This window comes from Streptomyces sp. NBC_00078 (assembly GCF_026343335.1).
Lineage (GTDB): Bacteria > Actinomycetota > Actinomycetes > Streptomycetales > Streptomycetaceae > Streptomyces.
Genome location: NZ_JAPELX010000001.1, coordinates 2,074,948 through 2,101,810, shown reverse-complemented (window position 1 = coordinate 2,101,810; position 26,863 = coordinate 2,074,948). Strand labels below are relative to the sequence as shown.

At 69.8% G+C, this 26,863-nt stretch carries 28 protein-coding genes; 15 read left to right on the top strand and 13 right to left on the bottom strand.

Annotation, left to right across the window (positions count from 1 at the left end; genetic code table 11):
- Positions 1-73 precede the first annotated feature (73 nt).
- Together OOK07_RS09800 and OOK07_RS09795 are read left to right on the top strand one after the other, a co-directional pair.
- The gene (locus OOK07_RS09800; RefSeq protein WP_266795958.1) at positions 74-904 is read left to right on the top strand and encodes a TRADD-N-associated membrane domain-containing protein; all 831 of its coding nucleotides are present in this window, start codon (positions 74-76) and stop codon (positions 902-904) included.
- Positions 905-1,002: 98 nt separating this feature from the next.
- Positions 1,003-1,455: a hypothetical protein gene (locus tag OOK07_RS09795; RefSeq protein WP_266795957.1), complete on the top strand. Its 453-nt coding sequence runs from the start codon at positions 1,003-1,005 to the stop codon at positions 1,453-1,455.
- 22 nt (positions 1,456-1,477) lie between these two features.
- Here OOK07_RS09795 and OOK07_RS09790 read toward each other — a convergent pair whose 3' ends face one another.
- Entirely contained in the window at positions 1,478-2,725 is a 1,248-nt protein-coding gene (locus OOK07_RS09790; protein WP_266795956.1) for a helix-turn-helix domain-containing protein, read from the bottom strand.
- 124 nt (positions 2,726-2,849) lie between these two features.
- Here OOK07_RS09790 and OOK07_RS09785 point away from each other — a divergent pair, with 124 nt between their 5' ends.
- The 3 genes from OOK07_RS09785 (at position 2,850) to dapD (ending at position 4,681) form a co-directional block, all read left to right on the top strand.
- Positions 2,850-3,281, top strand: coding sequence for an ATP-binding protein (locus OOK07_RS09785; protein WP_266795955.1), 432 nt, complete (start codon positions 2,850-2,852; stop codon positions 3,279-3,281).
- Entirely contained in the window at positions 3,278-3,514 is a 237-nt protein-coding gene (locus OOK07_RS09780) for a DUF7848 domain-containing protein (protein ID WP_266795954.1), read from the top strand. The genes OOK07_RS09785 and OOK07_RS09780 overlap by 4 nt, the downstream gene beginning before the upstream one ends.
- Positions 3,515-3,691: 177 nt before the next feature.
- Complete coding sequence (gene dapD / locus OOK07_RS09775) at positions 3,692-4,681, top strand: 2,3,4,5-tetrahydropyridine-2,6-dicarboxylate N-succinyltransferase (RefSeq protein ID WP_266678836.1); 990 nt, start codon at positions 3,692-3,694, stop codon at positions 4,679-4,681.
- Between the two features lie 52 nt (positions 4,682-4,733).
- Here dapD and OOK07_RS09770 read toward each other — a convergent pair whose 3' ends face one another.
- Both OOK07_RS09770 and dapA read right to left on the bottom strand, forming a co-directional pair.
- Positions 4,734-5,237: a hypothetical protein gene (locus tag OOK07_RS09770; protein ID WP_266795952.1), complete on the bottom strand. Its 504-nt coding sequence runs from the start codon at positions 5,235-5,237 to the stop codon at positions 4,734-4,736.
- A 199-nt stretch (positions 5,238-5,436) separates the two neighbouring features.
- Complete coding sequence (gene dapA / locus OOK07_RS09765) at positions 5,437-6,339, bottom strand: 4-hydroxy-tetrahydrodipicolinate synthase (RefSeq protein ID WP_266795950.1); 903 nt, start codon at positions 6,337-6,339, stop codon at positions 5,437-5,439.
- A gap of 164 nt (positions 6,340-6,503) precedes the next feature.
- Here dapA and OOK07_RS09760 point away from each other — a divergent pair, with 164 nt between their 5' ends.
- The 6 genes from OOK07_RS09760 (at position 6,504) to OOK07_RS09735 (ending at position 10,358) form a co-directional block, all read left to right on the top strand.
- Positions 6,504-6,656: a hypothetical protein gene (locus OOK07_RS09760; protein ID WP_266795949.1), complete on the top strand. Its 153-nt coding sequence runs from the start codon at positions 6,504-6,506 to the stop codon at positions 6,654-6,656.
- Positions 6,653-7,360 carry a hypothetical protein gene (locus OOK07_RS09755; protein ID WP_266795947.1) on the top strand — a complete coding sequence of 236 codons (708 nt, stop codon included), beginning with the start codon at positions 6,653-6,655 and terminating at the stop codon, positions 7,358-7,360. The genes OOK07_RS09760 and OOK07_RS09755 overlap by 4 nt, the downstream gene beginning before the upstream one ends.
- A gap of 233 nt (positions 7,361-7,593) precedes the next feature.
- Positions 7,594-8,013 (top strand): phage holin family protein, encoded by a 420-nt coding sequence (locus OOK07_RS09750; protein ID WP_266795946.1) that lies wholly within the window; start codon positions 7,594-7,596, stop codon positions 8,011-8,013.
- On the top strand, positions 8,010-8,600 hold the full coding sequence (locus OOK07_RS09745) for a DUF3618 domain-containing protein (RefSeq protein ID WP_266795944.1): 591 nt from the start codon (positions 8,010-8,012) through the stop codon (positions 8,598-8,600). Before OOK07_RS09750 ends, OOK07_RS09745 begins: the two co-directional genes overlap by 4 nt.
- 423 nt (positions 8,601-9,023) lie before the next feature.
- The gene (locus OOK07_RS09740; RefSeq protein WP_266678825.1) at positions 9,024-9,620 is read left to right on the top strand and encodes an ArsR/SmtB family transcription factor; all 597 of its coding nucleotides are present in this window, start codon (positions 9,024-9,026) and stop codon (positions 9,618-9,620) included.
- 3 nt (positions 9,621-9,623) lie between these two features.
- On the top strand, positions 9,624-10,358 hold the full coding sequence (locus tag OOK07_RS09735) for an SRPBCC family protein (RefSeq protein ID WP_266678823.1): 735 nt from the start codon (positions 9,624-9,626) through the stop codon (positions 10,356-10,358).
- A gap of 63 nt (positions 10,359-10,421) precedes the next feature.
- Here the strand turns inward: OOK07_RS09735 and OOK07_RS09730 are convergent, their stop codons facing one another.
- A complete protein-coding gene (locus tag OOK07_RS09730; RefSeq protein WP_266678821.1) occupies positions 10,422-12,248 on the bottom strand; it encodes a DUF8508 domain-containing protein in 1,827 nt (608 codons plus the stop codon).
- A gap of 279 nt (positions 12,249-12,527) precedes the next feature.
- On the opposite strand from OOK07_RS09730, the gene OOK07_RS09725 reads away from it, so the two are divergent.
- The 4 genes from OOK07_RS09725 (at position 12,528) to OOK07_RS09710 (ending at position 17,652) form a co-directional block, all read left to right on the top strand.
- Positions 12,528-13,955 (top strand): hypothetical protein, encoded by a 1,428-nt coding sequence (locus OOK07_RS09725; protein ID WP_266795943.1) that lies wholly within the window; start codon positions 12,528-12,530, stop codon positions 13,953-13,955.
- 456 nt (positions 13,956-14,411) lie between these two features.
- Positions 14,412-15,875 (top strand): alkaline phosphatase PhoX, encoded by a 1,464-nt coding sequence (locus OOK07_RS09720; protein ID WP_266795942.1) that lies wholly within the window; start codon positions 14,412-14,414, stop codon positions 15,873-15,875.
- 94 nt (positions 15,876-15,969) lie between these two features.
- The gene (locus OOK07_RS09715; protein WP_266795940.1) at positions 15,970-16,614 is read left to right on the top strand and encodes a GntR family transcriptional regulator; all 645 of its coding nucleotides are present in this window, start codon (positions 15,970-15,972) and stop codon (positions 16,612-16,614) included.
- A gap of 21 nt (positions 16,615-16,635) precedes the next feature.
- A complete protein-coding gene (locus tag OOK07_RS09710; protein WP_266795939.1) occupies positions 16,636-17,652 on the top strand; it encodes a 1-aminocyclopropane-1-carboxylate deaminase in 1,017 nt (338 codons plus the stop codon).
- A gap of 376 nt (positions 17,653-18,028) precedes the next feature.
- Here the strand turns inward: OOK07_RS09710 and OOK07_RS09705 are convergent, their stop codons facing one another.
- The 9 genes from OOK07_RS09705 to OOK07_RS09665 form a co-directional block, all read right to left on the bottom strand.
- Positions 18,029-18,703, bottom strand: a complete 675-nt coding sequence (locus OOK07_RS09705; protein WP_266795937.1) for an IS630 family transposase — start codon at positions 18,701-18,703, stop codon at positions 18,029-18,031.
- Complete coding sequence (locus OOK07_RS09700; protein WP_266676793.1) at positions 18,700-19,170, bottom strand: helix-turn-helix domain-containing protein; 471 nt, start codon at positions 19,168-19,170, stop codon at positions 18,700-18,702. The genes OOK07_RS09705 and OOK07_RS09700 overlap by 4 nt, the downstream gene beginning before the upstream one ends.
- Before the next feature lie 91 nt (positions 19,171-19,261).
- Positions 19,262-20,434, bottom strand: a complete 1,173-nt coding sequence (locus OOK07_RS09695; RefSeq protein ID WP_266795936.1) for a TerD family protein — start codon at positions 20,432-20,434, stop codon at positions 19,262-19,264.
- A gap of 179 nt (positions 20,435-20,613) precedes the next feature.
- Entirely contained in the window at positions 20,614-21,603 is a 990-nt protein-coding gene (locus OOK07_RS09690; RefSeq protein WP_266678808.1) for a zinc-dependent alcohol dehydrogenase family protein, read from the bottom strand.
- Positions 21,600-22,457: a carbohydrate ABC transporter permease gene (locus OOK07_RS09685; RefSeq protein WP_266678806.1), complete on the bottom strand. Its 858-nt coding sequence runs from the start codon at positions 22,455-22,457 to the stop codon at positions 21,600-21,602. Before OOK07_RS09685 ends, OOK07_RS09690 begins: the two co-directional genes overlap by 4 nt.
- Positions 22,454-23,392, bottom strand: a complete 939-nt coding sequence (locus tag OOK07_RS09680; RefSeq protein ID WP_266795934.1) for a carbohydrate ABC transporter permease — start codon at positions 23,390-23,392, stop codon at positions 22,454-22,456. Before OOK07_RS09680 ends, OOK07_RS09685 begins: the two co-directional genes overlap by 4 nt.
- Positions 23,389-24,762, bottom strand: coding sequence for an ABC transporter substrate-binding protein (locus OOK07_RS09675; RefSeq protein ID WP_266795932.1), 1,374 nt, complete (start codon positions 24,760-24,762; stop codon positions 23,389-23,391). Before OOK07_RS09675 ends, OOK07_RS09680 begins: the two co-directional genes overlap by 4 nt.
- An 87-nt stretch (positions 24,763-24,849) precedes the next feature.
- Positions 24,850-25,629, bottom strand: coding sequence for a DeoR/GlpR family DNA-binding transcription regulator (locus OOK07_RS09670; RefSeq protein WP_266678800.1), 780 nt, complete (start codon positions 25,627-25,629; stop codon positions 24,850-24,852).
- Between the two features lie 284 nt (positions 25,630-25,913).
- Entirely contained in the window at positions 25,914-26,738 is an 825-nt protein-coding gene (locus tag OOK07_RS09665) for an NAD-dependent epimerase/dehydratase family protein (protein WP_266678798.1), read from the bottom strand.
- Between the last annotated feature and the right edge of the window lie 125 nt (positions 26,739-26,863).

Below are 26,863 nucleotides of genomic sequence, written 5' to 3'. Positions count from 1 at the left end.
CGGAGCGATACCACGCTGCCGACGCTACCCTTGAAAGCTCAACACGTGGCAGGTAGCGGGGAATCGGGCGATCATGGCGGACGACGAGACGAGCAGTGCCGAGGCAATGCAGGCGTCAGCGGACGAGGCGGCGGGCATACGGCAAGAGCTTCGCAGGATCGACGAGCGCTTGCAGAGGCAACAGGCGCTCTTCGACGACCCGTCACTGACAGTCGATGAACGGGAACACGTCGAGCGCGAAATGCATAGCCTGACGGGAATGCAAGAACGCCTGGTCAGCAGGCTGTCATTCACAGACTATGTGTCAGCCCAGAGCATCGTTGTGACTGGTGGTTCGCATGCCGTATTCAACACGGGGCATGTCGTCGCTGAGAACCAAGGGCTCGTCTTCGAGCAGCAAGGGTCAGAGCGGGGTGCCAAGTCCTCTACCGTCGCAGACAAGCGTGCGGAGTTCGTATTTGGTGCGCTACAGGAAGAGCGGACCCAGGCCAACTTCGCTTATTGGCTGAGCCTCGGGGTGGCAGCGGTGGCGGCCGTCATTGCCTTGGCTGCGGCAGTGCTTGCGCTTTTCCATGGAAGCGGTCAGGGCGCCAAGTGGGTTACGAGCATCATCTCTACAGCCGTGGCGATCGCCGGTGGCGCGTGGCATCGACAGGCGCGACAGGCCCGCGACAAGGTGTCGGAACATGTGAAACGTGTCGAAGCGCAAGTCAACGCCGATGATCAGTTCGAGAAGGCGAGTTGGCTGGTAGAGCAGGTCAAGGATCCCGCGACGAGAGACAACATCCTAGGTACAGCGGCCCTGTATCAGTTCGGAGTGCCACCCAGTTCCGAGGGGACTCCCGAACTTCTGCCTTCCCCTGAACTCACCGATGGTGACCACGACCCCGGCACGACCACCTAACCTGGACACAATGAAGCGGCAGTTCACGTGAGCTGCCGATTTCTGCAGATGTCGAAGAAGCGCCAACTGCGACGTCCGGCTCTAGCTACCATCCGCCGATGGAATGGTGGAAGACGATCGCGCCCCTCGTTGGCGTGATACTCGGCAGTTTTGGCACCTTGCTGGCTCAGAAGTTCTCGGACGGCCGTGCGCTCAGGCGTGACCGATTCCTTGCCGAGCAAGAAGCCAAGGCTCGCTATCGGGCGGAGTGGGTGACGCTTCGACGTGAGACCTACATGGATCTCCAGCGGGCGCTGGAGGTGTACGCCAATATCCGGCGCGTGCCAAGGACCACGCGGCTGAGCGACGAGGCCCGCCGAGAAGGGATGGCGTCAACGATTCAGATGCATGCCCTGCTCGCGCGGCTGGAAGACCGGCAGTTGGCGTCTGACGCTCGGGAATGGACGGACCGCACATTCGAGAACGACGCCGCTATGAGTGCTGCTCTGAGGCCGATCCAGGAGAGGTTGGGCGATCACCTACGAGCGCTCTATGCGAACGAGCCGGACTAGCGAATCCGCGACCTCCCACCGGTCACACGAGCAGCAGGTGACCGTAGTCCGTGAGCACTTCACGCGCCTCGGGCACGTCCTCGTACTCCTTCAGGCGGCGCAGCACCGTACGGGTACGCTCCGCCGTCCGCTCCGAGGACAAGTCGCCGGACGCGTCAATGACTTGCCGGGCTTCTTCGGCGGCCTGCTCAGGCTCGTTGGCGTCCGCCAGGGCCACCGACAGCCACGAGCGATACAGCGCCACCTCACGGGCGTGAGTGGCGTCGTAGCGTCCCAACACGTCCTGTAGCAGCGGCACCGCGCGCAGCGGGCGGCGCAGCTCGGTGAACACGCGGGCGTCCATGACCTCCAGCTCTTCGCGGCTGACCCAATACGCCCACGAGGGCGCCGGAGCGCCGTCTGTGGCGCTCAGGGCTGCGTGGGCCTCCCCGAGTGCCCGAAGGGCCGGTTGCGGCTCGCCTGCACGTGTGTGGGCCCACGCCACGCGATCCATGAACAAGGCGCGCGTCACGGCCGGAGCGTCCGGCCCGGCCTCCATCACAGCAGCCTTCGCCAACTCCAGACCCTCGCGCTCGCGGCCGGTGTTCGACAGGTGGTAGCCGAGACTGCCCGCGAGCTGCGCCACGAGCACCGCATCGCCCGCCTGCCGGGCGGCCGAAATCCCCAGCCGGTACGCCCGTTCCGAGTCCTCGGCGTGCCCGGCGTCCGAGGCGATCCAACCGGCGATCTGTCCCAGCTCCCCGATCTGCACCAGCAGCGCGCGGCCGGTGTCCTCGGAGTGGCCGGATTCCTGGAACAGCCGGACGGCGCACCGTAGTTCACGGAAGGCGGGCCCGATCAGGTCACCACCGGACAGCACGTCATCGGCAAGCCGGAGGCCGTGGACGCGGGCCGCCAGACCCTCCACGGTGGTGGTGCTGATCCGGCGCCCTCCGGGGGCCGCCAGAGCCTCCAGCGCGTCCCCGTTGGGCAGCAGGTCCGCGAGGGTCATTGTGATGCCTGGAAGCCTCGCCAGGCTGTCCCCTCGGGCGTACGTGGCGGCCTGTTCCAGCTCGGTCAGCGGCACCCCGAGCACCTGCGCGAGGGCGGGAAGCCAGACGTCCGGGACGCGGTCCCCGCGCTCCCACCGGGAGACCTCGTTGCGGGTGATCGACTGTGTGCCGGAAGCTGCGCAGAGCGCGCCAGCAAGCTGCCGCTGCGAGCGGCCAGAGCGCCGCCGAAGGCTCGCGAGGTAGGCGCCGAACTGCTTACGCCGCTCCGTGCTCGTCATGCTGGCCCCCTTCGATATCCAGTCTGGCCCCTCCCTGGCCCCCTGCGTGGCTCCTCCGCCTCTTTCCACCCTTCGGTTGCATGGGTTGACGGTCCGCCGCTCTCCCGCTCCCCAATGAGGCCTGATGACCACCACAGCACGCCCTACCGGGCGCCCCGGATACTCCGAGACCATGCCGCGCAAGCCGGAGAGCGCCGCCACCGCCCGGAACCTGGTCCGCGTCGCGTTCGGCGTCTGGGGTCTTGACGATCTGGCCGACGATGGCGCTCTGATCGTCTCCGAGCTGGTGGGGAACGCCGTGCGGCACGCGAGAGCCAGCGTCATCAGGGTCACGGTCACTCAGCCCGCCCCTGGGCTAGTTCGTATCGGCGTCGTCGACCGATCCCAGGTGTTCCCGACCTTGCGGAATCCCGACGACGAAGACGAAGACGATGACGACGCCGCCGGGGGACGTGGCCTGTGGCTCGTGGACGCCATGACCCACCGCTGGGGCACGGACGCGCTGCCATGGGGAAAACGGGTATGGGCCGAGCTTCGCGAGACGGAACGGGGATGAGCGTGCGCGCAGTGATTCGGCACGAGACATGGACCTTGGAGCCGGACCGTGAGCCGGACGCGGAGCCGACCACGTACGCGATGAAGTGCGCGGTGTGCGGGGAGTCCTCGGAAGCCTCAGTGGACTTCGCAGAGGGGCAGTTCTGGGTGCTGAAGCACTGCGGAAAGAACCCGTCCCACCACACCTTCCGCGAGGTGATCACCCGCCCGTGGCGTACCTGGCGCCGGTCCTGATCTGAACAAGCCGAAGCCCCGCCTGGCGTGCTGCCGGGCGGGGCTTCGTCGTCTCACGCGGTCTCACACAGATCTCACGGACTGTACGGAGCGAGACGGAAAAACTGGCGCTGACGTGGACTTGCACAGACTGGGTGGACTCCATAGACCCCCAGCGACAGGCCTTAAGATTCCCTCATGACCGACACGACTGCTCCTCGCACCACCGGCGCCGTGGCCACCGGACTCGCCACGATCGCCGCCGACGGCACTGTTCTCGACACCTGGTTCCCCGCGCCCGAGCTGAGCGAACAGCCCGGACCGTCGGGCACCGAGCGGCTGTCCGCCGAGAAGGCCGTGGAGCTGCTCGGCGAGGGCGCGGCCAAGGCGATCGGGCCGGACGCCCGCCGGGGCGTCGAGGTCGTCGCGGTGCGCACAGTCATCTCCTCCCTCGACGAGAAGCCGATCGACACGCACGACACCTACCTGCGCCTGCACCTGCTCTCGCACCGCCTGGTCAGGCCGCACGGCCAGAGCCTGGACGGCATCTTCGGTCTCCTCGCCAACGTCGCCTGGACCTCGCTCGGCCCGGTCGCCGTCGACGACATCGAGAAGGTGCGGCTCAACGCCCGCGCTGAGGGGCTGCACCTCCAGGTGACGTCCGTCGACAAGTTCCCGCGCATGACGGACTACGTCGCCCCCAAGGGCGTCCGGATCGCCGACGCCGACCGCGTACGGCTCGGCGCGCACCTGGCCGAGGGCACCACCGTCATGCACGAGGGCTTCGTCAACTTCAACGCGGGCACGCTCGGCACGTCCATGGTCGAGGGCCGTATCTCCGCGGGCGTCGTCGTGGGTGACGGTTCGGACATCGGCGGCGGCGCCTCCACGATGGGCACGCTCTCCGGCGGCGGCAACGTCCGCATCACGATCGGCGAGCGCTGCCTGGTCGGCGCCGAGGCGGGCGTCGGCATCGCGCTCGGCGACGAGTGCGTGATCGAGGCCGGCCTGTACGTCACGGCCGGCACCCGTGTGACCATGCCCGACGGGCAGATCGTCAAGGCCCGTGAACTCTCCGGCGCCTCCCACATCCTCTTCCGCCGCAACTCGGTCACCGGCACGGTCGAGGCCCGCCCGAACAACGCGGTCTGGGGCGGTCTGAACGAGATCCTGCACAGCCACAACTGAGCGGTACGACGACCACGGGCGCCCTTCTGCCGACAGGCGGGAGGGCGCCCGGTCATGTCCGCAGCTCTGCCGCGAACCGGGCCAGGGCCGTGAAGTCGCCCTCGCGCAGGCCCAGGCGCGGGCTCACATGGTGGAGCAGAGTGGGCCCCGAATGGTGGGCGGCCACGTACTCCTGGTCCGCCGGGCCCTGCTCGTCGTCGACCCAGGCGAACGGCCGCCCCTCCGCGTACCGCACGATGGCCTCCGTCTTCCAGTACACCCCGTCGGGGCGGAAGGCGAACAGGCCCTCACCGAAGTCGACATACGGCAGCTCGGGCAGGCCGACGACGGGGCCGATCCAGCGGTTGGCGGCGTCCATCCACGTCGTGGCCCAGCACAGGTCGTAGTCGAGGGCCAGCAGTGCCGGTCCGTGGGAGGGGCTCAGCCACACCCGCAGCGCGCGGCCGGGATGCAGGGCCACCCTGATCGTCGTATAGCCCTCGGGGCGTCGCTCGGGCTTTGCGGCATACGGGTTGAGAGGGCCGTCGACGTCGAGGAAGAGCAGAGGGCGGCTCACGGCACCAACGTACGGCACGACGGGTGCGAGGCCGCTGGAAAATTCTTCGCCGGCACAGGCATAGACCGCGGGCGGCCGCACGCGTCACAAGAGATGGTCACCATCGGCAGCAACAAGGAGGTGCCGCTCAGCGGCTTCCGCGAGGGCAACGACGGAGCCGCCGGACGCTGGGAGCCGGTCTTCGCCCAGCCCTGATCGGTCAGCCCGCCATGAGCTGCTCGTACGCCCCCAGCAGCCCGTCGACCGCCTCGCGGCCGGCCGGCTGCAGCGGGGCGCGGACCGGGCCGGCGGGCAGGCCGAGTTCGCCCAGGAGGGCCTTGACGGTGACCGAGCCGGGCAGGCCCGCCGACATCATCGACTCGATGAGGGGCGTGGCGCGTTGCTGGAGGTGGGCGGACACGGGAGTGTCGCCCACCTCGAACGCGTCGAGGACCGCGCGGAGTTGCTCCGGTACAACGTTCGCGACCGTGCTGATGTAGCCCGCGCCGCCCACCGCGTACAGGGCGAGGTTGTGCTCGTCGCAGCCCGCGTAGTACGCCAGGTCCGTGCGGGCGAGCACCTTCTGGGCGGCGAGGAAGTCGTGGGAACAGTCCTTCACCGCCACGATCCGGGGGTGCTCGGCGAGGCGGATGATCGTGTCGGGCTCGATGCGGGTGCCGGTGCGGCCCGGGATGTCGTACAGCGTGACCGGCAGGCCGACCGCGTCGGCGACGGCCAGGAAATGTGCCTCCAGCGCGTCCTGCGGAGGCTTGCTGTAGTACGGGCTGACCACCAACAGGCCGTCCGCGCCCGCCTTTTCGGCCTCACGGGCGAGCTCCAGGGTGTGCCGGGTGTCGAAGGTGCCGACGCCCGCCACGACCGACGCCCGGTCGCCCACCGCCTCCCGTACGGCCTCGACCAGTGCCGCCTTCTCGGCGTCCGTGGTGGTCGGCGACTCGCCCGTCGTACCGGACAGCACGAGCCCGTCGCAGCCCCGGGAGACCAGGTGGTCGGCGAGCCGCTGCGCCCCGTCCAGATCGAGGGCGCCGCCCTCGGAGAAGGGCGTGATCATCGCGCACAGGGCGCGGCCGAAGGGTGGCACCGAGGGCGCGGTCGTCGTCATGCTCTCAGTTTCGGCCACACGACAGTGAAGCTCCACTTAAATCTTCTACGAGATATTGATAAGCACTGGTTCGGCATGGCGGGCTGACCAGGCCCTATGTCCATTTCGCCCGTCATGAGTCACCATGGCCAGGACGGTGACCGGCATCAGTCCATGGAGGCGTCATGAAGCTCGGCAAGGCACTGGCCACCGGAGTCGCGGAGGAGCAGCCGCGTATCCACGAGGAAGAGTTCGAACTGCCCGAGGAGATCGAGAACGCCGGGAACGCCGGGAACGCCGAGGCGTCCGCTCCCGAAGAGGTTCCGGCGGCCCGATGAGGCTGCGGCTTCCGGAGGAACGCCCGACGGAGCCGCCGACCGGATACAAGATCGCCCACCCGGTGCTGTCCCAGGACGGCACCCGGGCCGGGTTCACCGGTGTGTCGCTCGGCGGCGCGCTCCCGTACGGGGTGCTGGCCGACGCGTCCTGCGTCTACGGCCTGCGCCACAGGGCACCGCACCGCCGCTGCGACTGCGGCTTCCACTGTGTGCATGACCGGGTGGCGGCCGAGGCGCTGCTGTGCACGGCCGAACACCGTGCGGCGGTCCTCCTTGAGGTCTCCGTGCTCGGCGCCTATATCCGCTTCGAGCGCGGCTTCCGCTACGCCCGCCAGCGGGTACGGACCGTCACGGTCGGCTCCTGCGCCTGCGGCACTGTCGCCGCGGCACTGGCCGACGCCGGCTGGGGCCGCCCCGGCTGGCTCGCCCTGGCTCCCTCCTGCGCGGGCTGCGTCGACGGCCGCCCGTCCCTCTCGCTCGCCGCCTTCGCACGGCTCGCCGGGGAGGGGCTGCGAGTGGTGGCCGGGGAGGGGCTGAGGGTGGTGGCCGACAGCGGTGGCGCGCGGACACCGGTGGGCCTCGGAGCGGCCGAGGGGCTCGGCGTGCCCGAGCTCATCGCGGAGGCGGCTCTGCTGCAGGCCCGCCTCGACTGGTTCCAGACCCAGCTCGGCCGCCTTGGCGGGGGCGGCGGCCGGCAACGGTGATCCGCTGCCCGTCGTCGACGGTCCGCCTTTCGGCGGTCGAGGGGCTCGGCGTACTCGAACTCGTCGTGGGGGCAGGTCTGTTGAAGGATCGGCGTGGCCGGTTGCGGACAGGCTTCGCCGCCTCGGCGAGCCCCGGGCCGGGCGGCGGCCGGCAGGGGTAGCGGGGGCGGGCAGGGGTACCCGGGATGTTCCGGACGAGAGGAACTCAAGAGGACATGAGAGGAGGCGACACCGTGACCGGGACCATGCACCCCGGGCCGGTGCGCGACGAGCACCATTCGGTGGGCGAGCTTGTCGGGCAGGCCACCGAACAACTTTCCCGGCTCGTACGACAGGAAGTGGCCCTCGCCAAGGAGGAGCTGGCCGCCAAGGGCCGGCGCGCCGGGCGCGGCGGCGGACTTCTCGGTGCCGCGGGCGCGTTCGCTTACGCCGGTCTGCTCGCCCTGGCCGGCACGGCCGTCGCCGCTCTGTCGCTGACGCTGTCGGTCTGGGCCGCGGCGCTCATCGTGACGGGCGTGCTGTTCGCGATCGCGGCCGTGCTCGCCGCGACCGGCCGCGTTCAGCTGCGCCGCGCCGCACCCCCCACGCCCGAGGAGACCCTCGGCAGCGTCAGGGCCGATGTCGAGGAGATCAGGGAAAGGGCGCACCGATGACGGACAGGGCAGCGGCGTCAGGCGCCGAGGGACCCGATGAGCTGCGACGGCAGATCGAGCGGACGCGCAGCCAACTCGGCCGAACTGTAGAGGAGCTGGCGGGAAAAATGGATGTGAAAGGACGCGCGCGGGCCCGGACGGCCGACCTTCGGGACAAGGCGGGTGCGATGACCGTGCAGCTGCGCAGCTCCGCCGCGCAGGCCGGGCACATGGCGCAGGAGAGGGCCACCAAAGCCGGGCACATGGCGCAAGAGAGGGCCACCAAAGCCGGGCACAGGGTTCACGACGGAGCGACCAAGGCCGGACACCGGTTCCAGGACGAGGCGACCAGGGCCGGTCACAAGGCGCATGACCGGGCGCTGCAGGCCGGACACAAGGCCCATGACCGGGCGCTGCAGGCAGGTCACTCCGCCCAGGACGCGACGTCGGGGACGGGACACGAACTGGAGCACGAGGCGGAGCACAGCGTGCCGCGGCCCGCCCGTTCCGTCGTGAGGGCGGTTGCGCGGCATCCGCGGCCGGTGCTCGTCGTCGGCGCGGCGTTCGCCGTGGCCGTGGTGGTGGCGTGGAGGTACCCCAAGAAGTAGGCGAGAGGCAGCCGAGCCGCAGCCGAGAGGTGCCAGGCGCAGGCACGTCACGCTGAGTGTGGGCGCACACCCGGAGGCCGGGTGCGCGCCCACGCCCATGCCCACGTCGACACCCCTCGCCGCATCCGGAGACGGCGTCGGGTCGGCCACGGCCCAGTGGGAGCGCGTACAGACCCCGGCCCGGACTGAAGAGCAGCACGGTCAGCCGCTACGACCATGCGCTGCGCATCCTGCCGTGACCCGGACCTGCCTCGTCCGGGACCCGTCCCATCCCGGATCCGCCTCGTCCGGGACCCGCCTCATCCCGGATCCGCCTCGTCCGGGACCCGCCTCGTCGAGGACCCACCTCATCCCGTGCCGACGCTCCCCACCGAAAACCAGAGCAGTCTGGACAAAAAAAGTTTTCGGTGGGACGGTGGACACATGTTGGACGTCACCGTGATCGAGGACCCCGAGGCCGCCGCCGTGTCCCTGGACCCGATAAGGGCGAGGCTGCTCGCCGAGCTGGGGGCCGGCCCGGCGTCGGCGGCGATGCTGGCCGGCCGGGTCGGCCTTCCGCGGCAGAAGGTGAACTACCACCTCAAGGCGCTGGAGCGGCACGGCCTGGTCGAGCTGGCAGGGGAGCGCCGCAAGGGCAACGTCACCGAGCGGCTGATGCGGGCGACCGCGGCGTCGTACGTCATCTCGCCGCTCGCGCTCGCTGCCGTGCAGCCGGACCCGGACCGCTTCCGCGACCAGCTGTCCGCGCGCTGGCTGCTCGCGCTCGGTGCCCGTCTGGTGCGGGACGTGGGCTCACTGATCACCGGCGCCGCGAAGGCCCGCAAACGGCTGGCGACGTACGCGCTGGACGGCGAGGTGCGCTTCGCCTCGGCCGCCGAACGGGCCGCGTTCATCGAGGAGTTGACGGCCGGCGTGACCGGCCTGATCCGCAAGTACGACGCCCCGGACGCCGAGGGGGGCCGTGATCACCGGATCGTCGTGGCCGTCCATCCCACGCTCAAGCAGACCGAGTTGGAGTAGATCATGTCCAAAGAGTTCGAGATCGCCCGGGAGTTCGAGGTCGACGCCACCCCCGAGGAGGTGTGGGAGGCGGTCACCGCAGGCACCGGAGGATATCTGTGGCCGATGGAGCCGCCTGAGCCCCGGGTCGGCGGCAAGGGGCCCTTCGGGTCAAAGGTCACCGCCTGGGACCCGCCGCACCGCTACACCAACCGCGTCGAGGACGTCGAAGGCATCTCCGAGCAGACCCTCAACCAGCTCGACTACACGGTGGAACCCCGCGACGACGGACGCCGGGCCTGGGTGCGGTACGTGCACAGCGGAATCTTCGTCGACGACTGGGACAACCAGTACGACGGTGCGGCCAAGCACACCGACTTCTATCTGCACACCCTGCGCGAGTACCTGGTCCACTTCGCGCCCCGGCCGGCGGCCTTCGCCACGTTCGACGGGCCCGAGGCGTCGAAGGCCGCGGACGCGCTCGCTGTCGTCGGGCGTGCGCTGGGAGTCGGCGAGGACGTGACCGCCGGCACGCGAGTCACGGTCCACGGGCCCGATGATTTCGACGCCGTGGTCGACTTCCGGAACCCGTACTTCATCGGACTGCGGACGGACCGGGGCCTCACCCGCGTCTTCGGGCGCAACCACTGGGGCCACCCGGTCGGCATCTCCTTGCACGACTTCACGCCGGGCGGCGACATCAAGGAGTGCGAAGCCGCCTGGCAGGGCTGGCTGAACGGAGTGTTCAACCAGCCCTGACCAAACGGGAGTTACGAACAGGAGCTGCCGGCCTGCGCTACGAGCCCGGGCTACGAGTCCGAGTCACGGCCTGAAGCGCAGCACCTGCGGGTCGTGGTCGCTGATCTGGTCGTTGAACTCCGAGTTGACGTGCACGCTGTCGTACGCGAAGTCACAGCCGCGCCGGATCGCCGGGCTGATCAGGATCTGGTCGAGGACCTGCTGGTTGCCCTGGTAGTCGTAGGTGTAACGCTCGCTCTTCGGCAGCGACTTGATCGCGGACCAGAGCGCGCCGTCACCCTCCAGGATCCTGGCGGTGCCGGAGAACTCGAAGTCGTTCATGTCGCCGAGCGCTATGACGTCCGCGTTCTTCTGGACGTCCAGGATGTTCTTGACGAAGGCGTTGACCAGCGTCGCCTGCGCGTGGCGCTGGATCTCCGAGCTGCGCACTGCCGGCTGGAACTGCGAGGTCAGCCCCTGGTCGCCACCCTTGGAGTTGAGGTGGTTGGAGATCACGAAGACGGTCTTGCCGTGGAAGACGAACTCGGCGGCCAGCGGCTTGCGGCTGGACTTCCAGGCGTCGTTCGCCGGGGCGACGCGGCCGGGCGAGGCCGTCAGCTGCGCCTTGCCGTGAACCCTGGTGACGCCGACCGCGGTGGTGGAGTCGCCGCCTGCGCGGTCCGTGAAGGACACCCGCTCCGGGTTGAACAGGAAGACCTGGCGGATGTTGCCCCCGGGCTCGCCGCCGTCCTGGTCGTTGACCGGGTCGATCGAGCGCCAGTCGTACTTGGGGCCGCCCGCCGCCACGATCGCGTCGATCAGCTTGTTCACCGTCACGTCGGCGGCGACCGTACCGTCGTCCGTGGCGCCGTTGTTGTCCTGGATCTCCTCCAGGGACACGATGTCGGGTGACTGCAGGTTGTTCACGATCGCGGCGGCGTGCGCCGCGAAGGTGTTGTCGGACGGGTCGAGGTTCTCGACGTTGTACGTCGCGACCGCCAGCTCGCTCCGCGACTGCTTCTTCGTGGTCTCACGCTTGAGGCCGCCGCTCTTGAGCGTGCCGATCTCGTTCGCGACGAGGGTGTAGCCGCCGAACTGGTTGTAGTCCATCGGGCCGGTCGTGGTGCCGGTCAGCGTGTCGCCGACGTTGGCCACCGGGAAGGCGGCCGTGGAACCCAGCGACTGGATCTGCAGCCGGCCGGTGTTCTGCGAGTCGTACGAGCCGTACAGCGTGCCGCCGCGGCGGGTGGGGTTCTCGTGCGGCTTCACCGTGACCCACAGCTCGGTGTACGGGTCGGTCGCGGTGACCACACGGGTGTCCTTGACCTGGACGTTCATACCCTCCAGGGACTCGTAGAAGTCCAGGGCGTACTTCTTCGGCTGCAGCGTCAGGCCGTTGACCGAGTTGCTCGCGGCCGAGTCGCCGGCCGGGGTGTACCGGCTCGGCACCGACTTCGCGTCGATCACCGTGGCGGCCGGGACCGCGTTGCCGCTGGAGACGACGGTGATCGTCGGCTTGGTGATCTCGGTCAGCGACTGGTTGCCGGTCGAGGTGCCGCCGGGGACGAACTCCGAGACCGTGCCGGTGACTGTGACGGAGTCACCGACGGCGACCTTCGGGGCGGAGCTGGTGAAGACGAAGACGCCCTCACTGGTCGCCGGACTGTCGTCCGGGTTCGGGTCCTGGATCCAGAAGCCTTTGGAGGAACCGTAGGCGCGCACGCCGGTGACGATTCCGGCCACGTCGGTGACCTTCTGGCCGGCGTACGGAGAAGTGCGCGTGCTGCCCTGGATGTCATGGATGCGCACGGAGTCCGCGTGCGCGGGAGAGGTCAGGGCGACGGCGGAGGCCGCGGAACATACGGCAGCGACGGTGAGCGCGGCGAGACGCGCGGAAGACTTGCTCGGCAACGGAAATCCCTCCGGGGACGTGCTTGGGCGCCGGGACGAGGGTGGTGCGTGGGACGGTCGGAGGCCGCGACCTGTGGGGCGGAGGCGACGCGCGTAGAAAACACAGTGAACGGCTGTCCGCTCGATTTCTACGCGCGTCAATCTCCAGCCTGGTCCGGCCAGTTGTCAAGGTTTCGGCCATGTACGGCGACCGTCGGAGAGATGAACCGGGCGGCATGGGTGGAAATCCGTCTAGGCTGAGCGGCTGAGTGGTACGACACGCCCGAGGAGAATCAGCCGATGTCAGACAGCTCCCCCCTGCCGCCGGTGCGGCTGCACCCCGAAGCGGAGCTGGCGCGGGACGCGCTGTCCACGCCCCTGCTCTCGCGGGCCGCGCGGCTGGCCCGCTGGGCCGGCCCGGACATCCGGGTCGACGCCGGGGGCGGGCTCGCCGACGAACAGTTGCCGGCCGCCGCCGAGGTGCTCGGGCTGAGCGGCAACGACGCCGCGGCCTTCGCGAGCGAGGCCTGGCGGGTCGCCGTGGACACCGGACTCGTCGAGATCGTCGACGAGGACGAGGGCACCGTCGCCCCCGGAGAGGACCTGGCGCTGCTCGTCTCCGGTTCGCCGCACGACGTACTGGCCGTGTGGCAGGGGGCCCTGGAGACCGTGCTCGCCGACGCGAGCGTGCCCGACCTGGACGACCTGGAAGGGGCGCTGGACGAGGGCGGCGAGATCGACTTCTCCCGGCTGGAGTGGGATCCGGAGGCGGAGGCCGAGTTCCTCGACGGCGTCCTCGGCAACCTGTACCTGCTCACGGTCAGCGAGGACGGCCCCGCCGACTCGCCCGTGCCGCTGCCCGCCCTGGCCGCGTCGATGATCGTGCCCAGCGACATGGGGGAGCCCACCAACGACGTCCTGGAGCAGGTCTCCGACGCGATGATGCGGCTCGACGACCAGTTCCGGCTGCTGGAGCCGACGGGAATCGTGGAGTACCAGCCGGTGGACGAGGCGCTGATGGCGGACGCCGACGAGGAGCCCGCGGCGCTGCCGGACGACACCGACGTCTCGCGCTACGGCATGGTGCGGCTGACCCCGCTCGGCCTGTACGGGCTGCGGGCGCGGCTGCTGGAGGCCGGGTTCACGGCGCCCGCGGTCGGCGACCTCGCGGACAAGGGGGCCGACGCGCTGCTCGACGGGGCGGCGACCTTTCCCCAGGCGGCGGCGCAGGCCGAGACCGAACAGTGGCTCGCCCGGCGTGAAGTCCTCGCCGCGGCACGGGAGTTGCTGGCGGCGGCACGCGGCGCGGACGCCGGGGCGCCGCTGCGCCGGCTGCGCTGCCAGCAGGCGCTGTCGCTCGTCGGCGCGGAGGCCGAGCCCGCGTTGCGGGAGGTCCTCGATGACGCGGAGCTCGGCGGACTCGCCCGGGTCTGGCTGACCGAGCACGGGGCGCCCGACGTGCCGGCGCCGTCCCAGGCGATGATCTTCTGGCTGACCATCGACACGATCGCCGCACAGCTGGCCGCCGAGGGCAACTCCGAGGAACTGCGGGGGCTGGTCCAGGGGTTGGCCGCCCAGCACGGCGGGTTCTTCGAGGCCGCCTGGCGCGTCGACCATCCCGCCACCGCGGATGTGCTGGAGGCCATGGGGCGGCTGCACCCGGACAAGCGGATCGCGAAGGAAGCACGGAAGGCCGCTTTCAAGGCGCGTTCGCAGCAAGGCAGTTGACCACCTCCGTTCGGTCCGCGACCCGCGTTCGGTCCGCGACCTGTACTCGGCCCGTGACCCGCGCTCGGCGTGGGGCACGGGCCGGTGTCCTTGCGGGTGCGGGTGCGGGTGCGGGTGCGGGTGCGGGTGCGGGTGCAGGTGCGGGCGCGACGTGCGGTCACTCCGGCGCGCCTCCTCGGGGCCGCCTCCTGGGTTCCACCTCCTCGGGTCCGCCGCCTCCGGGCCTCAGGTGATTGGGGCTATTTGGTGTAGTTTGGTCTCATTCGCGAAGATTCGTCCGGCCAATTACCGGGACATGAGTATTTTTTGAGTCCCGTGGTCTGGTGCGTACGAATTCTTGGAAGCGTGTCTGTGTGCGTCGCCCGGTATTCAACTCCCGTTCAGACGCGGGCGGGACGGTGGCGCCGACCCGAGGCCGCCACCCTCCACGGCACACCCACCGTCACAGGAGACACCATGTCGCTCACTCGCAGGGACTTCGCCAGAAAATCCGCGGTCACCGGTGCCGGTGTCGCGCTGGCGGGCAGCGTCGGCGCCCTGGCCACCGCCCCGAACGCCCTTGCGTCCACGGAGACCGAAGACGTCGAGGGCGCAGCCGAGACCTCGGCGCACGGGCACGGACACGGCGGCGTCGGGTACGGGCCGCTCGTCCCCGACCCCGACGGCATCCTCGCGCTCCCCGCCGGCTTCAAGTACCGCGTCGTCACCTACAGCGGCCGCACCAAGCTGGAGTCCGGCGAGATCACCCCGTCCAACCACGACGGCACCGCCGCCTTCTGCGGACCGCGCGACGTGACCCTGCTCGTCAACAACCACGAACTCAAGGGCCCGCGCGCCGACTGGCAGTACCCCGTGCCCCTCACCGAGGACCATGTCTACGACCCGGCCGCCGCCGGCGGCTGCACGGTCGTCGAGGTACGCCCCGGTGGCCATGTCGCCGAGTGGGTCGGCATCGCCGGCACCTCCACCAACTGCGCGGGCGGCGCCACCCCGTGGGGCACCTGGCTATCCGGTGAGGAGACCGAGGACAAGGCCGGCCAGAACGGCATGACCAAGGACCACGGCTACATCTTCGAGGTCGACCCCGCCGACCGCCGCGCCAACCGCGACCCGAAGCCCGTCAAGGCGTTCGGCCGGTACGCCCACGAGGCCGTCGTCATCGACCCCAGGCGCGGCCACGCCTACCTCACCGAGGACGCCGCCGGTCCCAACGGCCTGCTGTACCGCTGGACCCCGCCGGAGCACTTCCACCATGGCCGCGGCAAGCTCCGCACCCTCGCCGACGACGCCGGCGTCCTCCAGGCCTTCAAGTGCTTCGACTCCGGCGGCAAGTTCGTCGACGACCTCTCCCGGGCGACGAAGATCGGCACGGTCTACGGCGTCGACTGGGTCGACGTCCCCGACCGCGACGCCAAGGCCACCCCCGTCCGCAAGCAGTTCAGCGACGGCCAGGTCACCCGCGCCCGCAAGCTCGAAGGCATGTGGTGGGGCGACGGCGGCACCTACGTCGTCTCCTCCTACGCCCGTGACGAGAGCCCCGTCCACCACGACGGCCAGGTCTGGTTCTACGACCCCAAGCGCCGCACCCTGACGCTGAAGGTCCTGCTGGGTGTGAACCCCGACCCGTCCAAGGACGGTGCCTTCGACGGCCCCGACAACATCACCGTCTCTCCCTACGGCGGCCTGGTCATCGCCGAGGACGGCGAGGGTGTCCAGCACCTGTTCGGCGCCACCGACAGCGGCCGCACGTACCCCATCGCCCGCAACGAACTGAACATCGGTACGCAAGAGGCCCCCGAGTACAGCGAGTTCACCGGCGTCACGTTCTCCCCCGACGGCAGGACGCTGTTCGCCAACATCCAGACGCCGGGCATCATGCTGGCGATCACCGGCCCCTGGAAGCGCCAGAAGCGCGGCTGAGGCTCCGCCGTGGCCCGCACTCTTCGGGGGAGCGGGCCACACTCTTGTCCGCCGCCCTTGCCCGTCGCCGTGATTGACATCTAACATTTCAGTCGTGGAGTCGATGCGACCCGTCCAGCGCACCCTCCTGAGGGACCGTGCCTACGAAGTGATCCGGGACGCCATCGTGGCCGGCGAGCTGGAACCCGGCGCGGTCGTGCGCGACGGTGATCTCGCCGAGCGGCTGGGGCTGTCCCGGGCGCCGGTGCGCGATGCCTTCTCGCGGCTGGTGGACGAGGGCCTGCTGGAGAGCAAGCCGCAGAGTTACACGCGGGTCACCCCGGTCGTCGCCGCCGATGTGCGGGACGCCGCCGCCGTGGTCGGCGCCATGCACGAGCTGGCCGCACGGGTCGCCGTGCCCCGGATGTTCGCCGCGGACGTCCAGGCGATGCGCGCGGCCAACGAGCGGTTCGCCGCCGCCGTCGGCGCGGGTGACGTCGACGGGGCCCTGCGCGCCGACGACGACCTGCACGACATCCTCCTCCGCGTCGCCGGAAATCACGCGGCCGCCGCCACCATCGCCCGCTACACCCCCCTCATCCGACGCCTGGAGCGCCGCCGCTTCGGGGAGAGCACCTGCCGTTCGGCAGGACTCCACGAGCAGTTGATCGACGCCTGCGCGGCGGGAAGCGCGGACGAAGCGGTCCGCATCACCGCGGAGATCTGGCGCACCCTCGCCGACCTCGCCGACGGCGACTGATCCCGACCTCCGGGAGGACCCATGTCCCTTTCCTCGTACGACCGTTACCCCCTTCTCTTCGGCCCCTCACCGGTGCATCCACTGGAGCGGCTCACGGCCCACCTCGGCGGCGCCTCGCTCTGGGCCAAGCGCGAGGACTGCAACTCCGGTGTCGCCTACGGCGGGAACAAGACCCGCAAGCTGGAGTACCTGGTCGCCGACGCGCTCGCCCAGGGCTGCGACACGCTCGTGTCGATCGGCGGGGTCCAGTCCAACCACACCCGTCAGGTCGCCGCGGTCGCCGCCCGTGCGGGGCTCAAGTGCGTGCTGGTTCAGGAGAGTTGGGTGGAGTGGCCTGACTCCGTCTACGACAAGGTCGGCAACATCCTGATCAGCAGGCTGGCCGGAGCGGACGTACGGCTGGTGAAGGCCGGGTTCGGGATCGGGTTCAAGGAGAGCTGGGAGCAGGCGCTCAGGGAGGTCGAGGAGTCGGGCGGCAAGCCGTACGCGATCCCGGCCGGCGCGTCGGACCATCCCCTCGGTGGTCTCGGGTTCGCCGGGTGGGCGTACGAAGTCGCTGAGCAGGAGCGGGAGTTGGGGGTCTTCTTCGACACCGTGGTGGTGTGCTCGGTGACCGGGTCGACGCAGGCGGGCATGGTCGCCGGGTTCGCCGCCCTGGAGGAGACGGGGGCCCGGCCACGACGCGTGCTGGGCATCGACGCCTCGGCGGCGCCCGTCCGGACCCGGGAGCAGATCGCCCGGATCGCGCAGGGCACCGGCCGACTCATCGGTGTCAAGCGGGAGTTGACCGAGGCGGATGTCGAGCTGGACGAGCGCTACCACGCGGGCACGTACGGCATCCCCGACGAGACCACCCTTGAGGCGATGCGACTCGCGGCCCGCACCGAGGGGATGATCACCGACCCCGTGTACGAGGGGAAGTCGATGGCGGGAATGGCGGACCTGGTCGCGCGGGGAGAGATCGCCCGTGAGTCCACCGTGCTCTACGCCCATCTGGGCGGACAGCCGGCGCTGAACGCGTACAGCGCGCTCTTCTAGCCGTCCTGACCCCTGACCTCGGAGCCGGAGCCGGAGCCGGAGCCGGAGCCGGAGCGGGCGTCGGCGGACCGCCGGGCGCCCCCTTTCGCCGGGGGCGCCCATGACCGTCGTACGGCCGGCGCTATAGCCCCCACAGGCAATGTTCGCCCCGTCGCGACGCCCGGCAGGCTCCCCCACTGCCTCAAGGGCGTGGGAGGTGCAGGTGCCCCCACTCGCCGCACCCGGCCGAAAGCCCAGGTACGTCCAGTAAGAGGGCCCGCACCCGGCACTCCCCCGCCTTCGGCCGGGGACCCCCGGAGCACGCACCGGACGCCGCTCCTTTACGGGCAAACGTTGCCTGTACGGGGCACTAGTAGACTGTCGCGACTTAATTTCGCTATGCGGTTGGGTAGAGGTGGCGCAGTTTCACGCGTGCGTCGTCGGTGGTGAAGTGCCAGTCGACTTGGCGCTGGTTGCTGTTGGTGTGCTGCTGCCAGGCGGCGAGTTCGGTGTTGAGCACGGTGAGGTCGTCGATGCGGCGGTCCAGGCACTGGCGGGTGAGGGCGGAGAGCTCGATCTCGGCGATGTTGAGCCAGGACCCGTGTTTGGGGGTGTGGTGGATCTCCAGGCGCTGGGCCAGCGCGAAGGCCTTTGCCGGGTCGAACGCTTCGTAGAGCGAGGCGGTGGTGTGGGTGTTGAGGTTGTCCATCACCAGCACGACCGTGGCGGCGTCGGGATAGTCCACGGTCAGCAGGTGCTCGACCTGGTGCGCCCAGTCGACCCTGGTCCGGCGGGGCCGGGCGTCGACGCGCCGCCATCCGCGCAGCGGCTCGACCCAGCAGAAGATCGAGCAGGTCCCCGAGCGGACGTACTCGTTGTCCTCGCGCCGGTCACGGCCCGGCTGCGCGGGAAGCGGATCGCGGACGTGGCCGAGGAGCTGGTACGGCTTCTCGTCCATGCACACCACCGGGCGCGCCGGATCGAAGGGTCGGTGGTAGACCGCCAGGACGTCCTCCATCGCCGCGGCGAAGGCCGCGTTCGCAGCCGGCGGGATGGTCCAGCACTTCTTCACGTGAGGACGCAGTTCCGTTTTTTTAACACCCGGCCGATGGTGGAGTGGTCCAGATCCGGGATGTCCTCGACCAGCGCGACGTGCTTCTCCAGCAGGCGCAGCGACCACCTGGCGTGTCCTTTGGGCGGCGTCGAGCAGGCCAGCGCGATCAGCCTCGCCTCGACCTCGCCGGTCACCACAGAGGGCACCGGCGGGAGTGCGCGTTCCTTCCGGCCGACCGTGGCCCACACATCGCCGCCGGTCTCCGCGTAGCGCTTCGAGATCAGGCGGACCGAATCGCACGAGACCCCGACCCGGTCCGCGATCACCGCCCGCGGATCGACCTCACCGACCGAGGTGTCCAGCGCGAGCAGTACCCGCGCCCGCCTGATCATCGACGCGCTGCGGACCCCCGTCGTCGTCACACGCTCCAACGCCCGACGATCTTCGGCGCTCAACGCGACCGGATACTTCTTCTGCGAGGACACGGCACCCCTGCCCAGCCGAACGGAAGCGACAAGCGAAGCTCGCCCGACCCCAACTCTGCCAACCAGCACGACACTTAGTCGCGACAGTCTACTAGAGCGCCTGGGCGGCCGGCTTCACCATGTTGCGGACCGTGCGGGCCTTGACGAAGGCGCCCATGGCCGTCATGTCCCACTCGCCGGAGAACTGGCGGATCAGCTTGGCCATCAGAACGCCGGTCTGGGCCTCGGCGCCGGTGAGGTCGAAGCGGACCAGTTCCTCGTCGGTCGCCGCGTCGATGAGGCGGCAGTAGGCCTTGGCGACCTCGGTGAACTTCTGGCCGGAGAAGGAGTTCACCGTGAAGACGAGGGCCGTGACCTCCTGGGGGAGCCGGCCGAGGTCGACCACGATCACCTCGTCGTCCCCGCCGCCCTCGCCCGTGAGGTTGTCGCCGGAGTGCTTGACCGCGCCGTTCAGGATGGTCAGCTTGCCGAAGTAGCAGCTGTCGATGTGGTTGCGCTGCGGGCCGTAGGCGATGACCGAGGCGTCGAGGTCGATGTCCTTGCCGTGGAAGGCCGGCTCCCAGCCGAGGCCCATCTTGACCTGGGTGAGCAGCGGGCGGCCACCCTTGACCAGGGACACCGTCTGGTTCTTCTGGAGGCTGACCCGGCCCTTGTCGAGGTTGATCTTCCCGGCGCCGGGAGCGGGGGCCGCAGGGGCGGCCGGGGCCACCGGGGTCTGGAGGGTGGGCGCCGGCGGAGCGGCCGGCCGGGGCGGGGCGGCGGCCGGGGCCGGCTCCTCCACCGTCACGCCGAAGTCGGTGGCGATGCCCGCGAGGCCGTCGGCATAGCCCTGGCCTACCGCACGGGCTTTCCAGGCGCCGTTGCGCTGGTAGATCTCGACGACCACGAGTGCCGTCTCGGTGCCGAGCTGCGGGGGCGTGAACGTGGCCAGGACGCTGTTGTCGTCCGCGCCGCGGATGGTGGCCGTCGGTTCGACGCCCTGGAAGGTCTGGCCGGTGGCGTCCGGGCTGGCGGTGACGACGATCTTCTCGATGCCCGGGGGGAGCGCGGCGGTGTCGACGACGATCGCGTCCGGAGCCGTACCGCCGCCGGACCGGTAGGTCACGCCCGGTCCGGCCGGCTGGTTGTAGAAGATGAAGTCCTCGTCGGAGCGCACTTTGCCGTCGGCGGTGAGCAGCAGGCCCGACACGTCGAGCCGCACCGGGGCGGCGACGTCCACCGTCACGCGCGCGACGGGGAGAGGGATGTTCGAGCCAGGGGTCATAGCTGTCATGCCGGGTGAACGAGCGAGGCCGCTTTACCGTTCCCTTACCAAGCGGCCAATTCGCCGGAGCTTGCCCGTGCCCCTGGGGGCTGCGGCCCCCAGGGGCACGCTTTCGGCCTGAAGGGCCTCGTCCTCAAACCCCGGACGGGCTGCAATTCAGCCCGTCCGGGGCTGGCCCCCTACGGCACCACCACGATCTTGCGGCCCACCCCCGATGCGAACTGGTCGAGGGCCTGGGGGTACTGGTTCAGGGGGATGCGGTCGCTGATGAAGATCTCGGGGTCGAGGACGCCGTTCGCGAACAGTTCGGCGGCGCGTTCGAAGCTGTGCAAAACCGCCATCGAGCCGGTGATGGTGATCTCCTGGTTGTAGATCCGGTACGGGTCGATCGTCACGCGGGTCGCGTAGTCCGCCACCCCGAACTGGAGGAACGTACCGGCCTTCGCCACCCGCCCCAGGCCGTCCTGGATCGCGGCCGCGTTGCCGGTGGCGTCCACGACCACGTCCCACCCCTGCGGGCGGTCCAGCTCGTCCGCGTTCGCCGCCGACCCCGAGACGCCGAGGCGCCGCGCCGTCTCCAGGCGGGTGGGGTTCAGGTCGACCACGTCAACGCTCGCGGCGCCCGTGCGCTTGGCCAGCTCCAGCATCATCAGACCCATCGTCCCCGAGCCGTAGATCAGCACGTGGGCGCCCAGGCGGGAGCGCAGCACGTCGTAGCCGCGGACGGCGCAGGAGAGGGGTTCCACCAGCGCCGCGTCCTGCGTGCGCACGTGCTCGGGCAGCTTCACGCAGTTGGCCACCGGCGCCACCGCGAACTGCGCCGCGCCTCCGGCCGTCGTGACACCGATCGCGGCCCACCGCTCGCAGAGGTTGTTGTGGCCCGTACGGCAGTGGCGGCACTCGTAGCAGTAGAGGGACGGGTCCACCGCCACCCGGTCGCCGACCTCGATCTCCGTCACCTGGGTGCCGACCCCGACCACCTGGCCCGCGAACTCGTGTCCCGGCACGATCGGCAGCTTCGGTGCGAACTCGCCCTGGAGGATGTGCAGGTCGGTGCCGCACAGCCCGCAGGCGGCGACCTCGACGACGACCTCGCGGGGACCGGGCGTCGGGTCGGGGACCTCGGTGACGACGGCACGGCCCACGGACTCGATGACGGCGGCCTTCATTTCACGGCTCCGAGCGACAGGCCCTGGACCAGTTTGTCCTGGGCGGCGAACCCCGCGGCGAGCACCGGCAGGGAGACGACGAGCGACGCGGCGCACACCTTCGCCAGGAACAGGCCCTGGCTGGTGATGAAGCCGGTCAGGAAGACGGGGGCGGTCTCCGCGACCACGCCCGTCAGGACCCGGGCGAAGAGCAGTTCGTTCCAGCTGAAGATGAAGCAGATCAGAGCTGTCGCGGCGATGCCGGGCAGGGCGATCGGGGCGACCACGCGCGCGAGGATCGTCGGCAGCCGGGCGCCGTCGATCTGCGCCGCCTCGATCACGGCCACCGGGACCTCGGCGAGGAACGACTGCATCATCCACACCGCGATCGGCAGGTTCATGGAGGTGTAGAGGATGACCAGCAGCCAGATGTTGTCCAGCATGTCCGTGTTCTTGGCGAACAGGTAGATCGGCAGCAGGCCGGCCACCACGGGGAGCATCTTCGTCGACAGGAAGAAGAACAGGACGTCCGTCCACTTCTTCACCGGGCGGATCGAGAGGGCGTACGCGGCCGGGAGGGCCAGCAGCAGTACCAGGACCGTCGAACCCACCGACGCCACCACGGAGTTGACCAGTGCCGGCCAGGGACTCGCGCCGCCGCCCGTGCCGAAGAACTCGCGGTAGCCGTCCAGGGTCAGGGCGGCCCCGAAGGACGGCGGGTTGGTCGCCGCGTCCGACTCCGAGTGGAAGGACGTGAGCGCCATCCACGCGATGGGCAGGAAGAAGACGATCCCGAGCAGCCAGGCCACCAGGCCCAGGCCGGCTCCCTTGCGGCGAGGGGAGGTCGATCGGGTTGATGCGGCGACCGTGCTCATGCGCGGGACACCTCCTCGCGGAAGAGGGACGACACGACGCGCAGGGCGAAGGTCGCGATGATGATCGAGCCGATGACGACCAGGACGCCCGCGGCCGAGGCGAGGCCGTTCTCGTGGGCCTGGTAGAAGCTCTGGTAGACGGTGTAGGGCAGGTTGGCGGTGCCCAGGCCGCCGGACGTGATCGTGAAGACCGCGTCGAAGTTCTGGACGATGTAGATCGAGCCGAGCAGCGCGCCCAGTTCGAGGTAGCGGCGCAGGTGCGGAAGCGTCAGATGGCGGAAGATCTGCCAGTCGTTCGCGCCGTCGACCCGCGCGGCCTCCAGCTGCTCGTTGTCGCGGCTCTGCAGGCCCGCCAGCAGGATCAGCATCATGAACGGCGTCCACTGCCAGATCAGGGATGCCTCCACCGCGAGCAGCGGGGTGTGGGAGATCCAGTCCGGCTGGGGGCCGCCCACATAGTGCAACAACCCATTGAGGAGGCCGTATTCGGGGTTGTAGAGCACATGCTTCCAGAGGAGGGCCGCCGCTACGGGGACCACCAGAAAGGGCGCGATCAGGAGCGTGCGGACCACGCCGCGGCCCTTGAACCTGCGGTCCAGAAGCAGGGCGAGTGCCAGGCCCAGGATCAGGCTGACCAGGACCACCGTCGCCGTCAGCAGGACCGTCGTCCACACCGAGTGGCGCAGGTCCGCGTCGCTGAGAACCTCCCGGTAGTTGTCGAAGCCGGTGAAGTGGCGGGCCTTTGGATACAGGGCGTTCCAGTCGAAGAACGAGATCACCAGGGTGGCCACGAACGGCAGCTGCGTCACCGCGATCATGAAGACCAGGGCGGGCAGCAGCGGCGCCCGGGTGGACCAGGCGCGCAGCCGGGCGGAGGGCCGGCGGGTCGTGCGTACGGGAGTTGCCGCTATGGGGGCGGTCGTCGTCGCGCTCATCGTCCCTCGTACTCCTTCGAGATCTTCTCGGCGAGCTGCTGGGACTTCTTCAGGGCCGAGTCGACGGACTGGCGTCCGGCGATGGCCGCGCTGATCTCCTGGGAGACCTTGGTGCCGAGATCGGTGAACTCGGGGATGCCGACGAACTGGATGCCGGGCGCGGGACGCGGCTGCACCCCCGGGTCGTTGGGCTTCGCGCCCTCGATGGCCTCCTTCGTCGTCTCCTGGAAGGAGGCGGCCGACTTGCGGTAGTCGGCGTTCGCGTACGTCGACGCGCGCTTGCCGGCGGGCACGTTGGGCCAGCCGCTGGTCTCGCCGACCAGCTGCTCGTACTGCTTGCCGGACGCCCAGGACACGAACTTCCAGGCCTTGTCGGAGTTGCGGGACGCTTTCTGCATGCCCCAGGCCCAGGTGTAGAGCCAGCCGGAGGAGTCCGTCTTCTCGACCGGGGCGGGGACGTAGCCGAGCTTGCCCTTGACCGGGGAACCCGCCGCCTCCAGGGACCCGGCCGCGGACGTGGCGTCGTACCACATGGCGACCTTGCCCTGGGTCATGTTGTTCAGGCACTCGGCGAAGCCGGACTGGGCGGCACCCGACTCACCGTGCTTGCGCACCAGGTCCACGTAGAACTTCGTCGCCTTCTCGAACTCGGGGGAGTCGAGGCGCGCCGTCCAGTTCTTGTCGAACCAGGTGCCGCCGAAGGTGTTCACCACGGTGGTCAGCGGAGCCATCAGCTCGCCCCAGCCGGGCAGACCGCGCAGACAGATGCCGCGCATCCCGGACTTCGCCCCGTCGACCTCAGCGGCGATCTTCGCCACCTGGTCCCAGGTGGGACGGGCCGGCATCGTGAGGTTCTTCTCGGCGAGGATGTCCTTGCGGTACATCAGGAAGGACGACTCGCCGTAGAAGGGCTGTCCGTAGAGCTTTCCGTCGTCGGCGGTCAGGGACTGCCGCATCGGTCCCAGGACGTCCTGCTCGTCGTAGGCCGGGTCCTTGGCCACGTACGAGTTCATCTCGTGCAGCCAGCCGTTCTTGGCGTAGATCGGTATCTCGTAGTTGCTGAGCGTCGCCACGTCGTACTGGCCCGCCTGGTTGGCGAAGTCCTGGCTGATCTTGTCGCGGACGTCGTTCTCCGGCAGCACGGTGAAGTTCACCCTGATACCGGTCTCCTTGGTGAAGTGCGCCTTGGTGAGCTTCTGCAGCTCCACCATCTGCGGGTTGTTGACCATCAGGACGTTGATGGAGTTGCCGCCGGAACCGGACCCGCCCGCCCCGACCCAACAGCCGGAGAGCAGCGGGGCGAGCAGCGTCCCTGCGGCGGCCATGGCGAGCGTGGCTCGCGGTGGCCGTCGTCGGCTCTGGGTGCGCATGAATCGCTCCTGGACATCGGGGATATGAGGGGCGTTCTTGGGTGTGGGAATGCCTTGGGTGACATCTGGGTGGACCGGTTGGACAGGTCAGACCCTGATGACCTGTGGTCCCAGCAAGGAGTAGCGGTGGGCCTCGGCCGAGGGGAGCAGCGTGCTCGTGACGATCGTCTCCAGCGCGCCGATCTCCGCGAAGCGGCAGAAGCTGACCGCCCCGAACTTGGTGTGCACGCCCGCGAACACCGTGCGGCGGGCCGCACGGATCGCCTGCGCCTTGACCTCGCTGACCGCGGGGTCGGGGGTGGTCAGGCCGTGCTCGCGGGAGATGCCGTTGGCGCCGATGTAGGCGAGGTCGATGACGAAGCCGGCCAGCATCTTCGTCGTCCAGTGGTCGACGGTGGCGAGGGTGCCGGGGCGTACCCGGCCGCCGAGCAGCAGTACGGAGACGCCGTCGGCCTCGGCGAGCGAGCCCGCGACCGGCAGGGACGCGGTGACCACGGTCAGCGGCCGGTTCCCGGGCAGTGCCTCGGCGATGAGCTGCGGGGTGAAGCCCTCGTCGACGAAGACCGTCTCGGCGTCCCCGATCAGCTCGGCCGCGGCGGCCGCGATCCGGCGCTTCTCGGGTACGTGGCTGGTGGCGCGGAATTCGAGCGTCGTCTCGAAGCCGGCGCTCTCCACGGGGTAGGCGCCGCCGTGGGTGCGGCGGACCAGACCGTGGTCCTCCAGGGCGCGCAGATCCCGCCGTACGGTCTCCTTGGCCACGCCCAGTTCGGTGGCGAGCGCGGTGACGTCGACGGAGCCGGCGGTGCGCGCGGCACGCACGATCTCCCGCTGGCGTTCCTCCGCCGACTTCGCAGTGTTCGCCGTCATCGCCGCACCTGCTTCCTTGCCGCTGCCCGTTCGGGCCCGGTGAGGCCCACGGGGGAAGTTCTACCCCCGGCGTGCACCACTGACCAGGCCTGTTGCAGGCCCGATGCTGCCCGTGTGGGTCCGTTTGCCGAGCGGAGTGCCCGCCTCGGACCTGCGTGACTGTGAGCGGGGGCGTGAGATCGGGCAGGTGTGGTGCCCGAATGCGACGCGGGCGGGCCCGTTCGGTGCCCGCCCGCCGTCGCGAACGATCGTTTCGGGCCGCTCGGCGGCCTCGGTGAGGGACGTCAGTACGGCCAGATCGGCGGGTCGTTCACGAAGGCGCCGCCCAGGTAGGCGTGCCCGATGTTCTCCGGGTCCAGCTCACCCTGCTCGGCGATCAGCTTCTGGGCGTACGGCTCGGAGTCGTCCTGCGGCTCGTAGCCCAGCGCCCGTGCCGTCGACAGGTCCCACCACAGGCGGGTGTTGGCGGAGGAGCCGTAGACGACGGTGTGGCCGACGCCCTGTGCGGTCAGGGCCGCGTGGAAGAGGCGGGCGCCGTCGGGCGGGCTCATCCAGATCGACAGCATGCGCACGCTGGTGGGCTCGGGGAAGCAGGAGCCGATGCGTACCGACACCGTCTCCAGGCCGTACTTGTCCCAGTAGAGCTGCGCGAGGTCCTCGCCGAAGGACTTGGACAGGCCGTAGAAGGTGTCCGGGCGGCGCGGGGTGTCGATGGGGATCAGCACGCTCGGATCAAGAGGTGTGTCGCCCGTGGGGCGCGGGGTGAAGCCGACCGCGTGGTTGGAGGAGGCGAAGACGATGCGGCCGACGCCTTCCTCGCGCGCGGCCTCGTACAGGTTGTAGGTGCCCTCGATGTTCGCCGCGAGGATCTTCTCGAAGGGGGCTTCCAGGGAGATGCCGGCGAGGTGGATGATCGCGTCGACGCCCCGTACCGCCTCGCGCAGGGCCTTCTTGTCGGCGAGATCCGCGGTGACCGCATCCGGGCCGCCCTCGATCGGGCGCACGTCGAGGAGGCGCAGCTCGTAGCCGAAGGCCGGGAGCAGGTTCCGCATCAGGGTGCCGAGCCCGCCGGCGGCGCCGGTGAGCAGAACGGTGCGTGGGGCTGGCATCCGCGCTTCTCCTTCGGTTGAGCGGCTGTATGTGTGCACGCTATTCACATCCATGGACACGCTAGGGAGCCGGAGCCGGGCCCGTCAAGTATTCCGCAGGCGACGCGCGGGCGGCGGAAATCCGC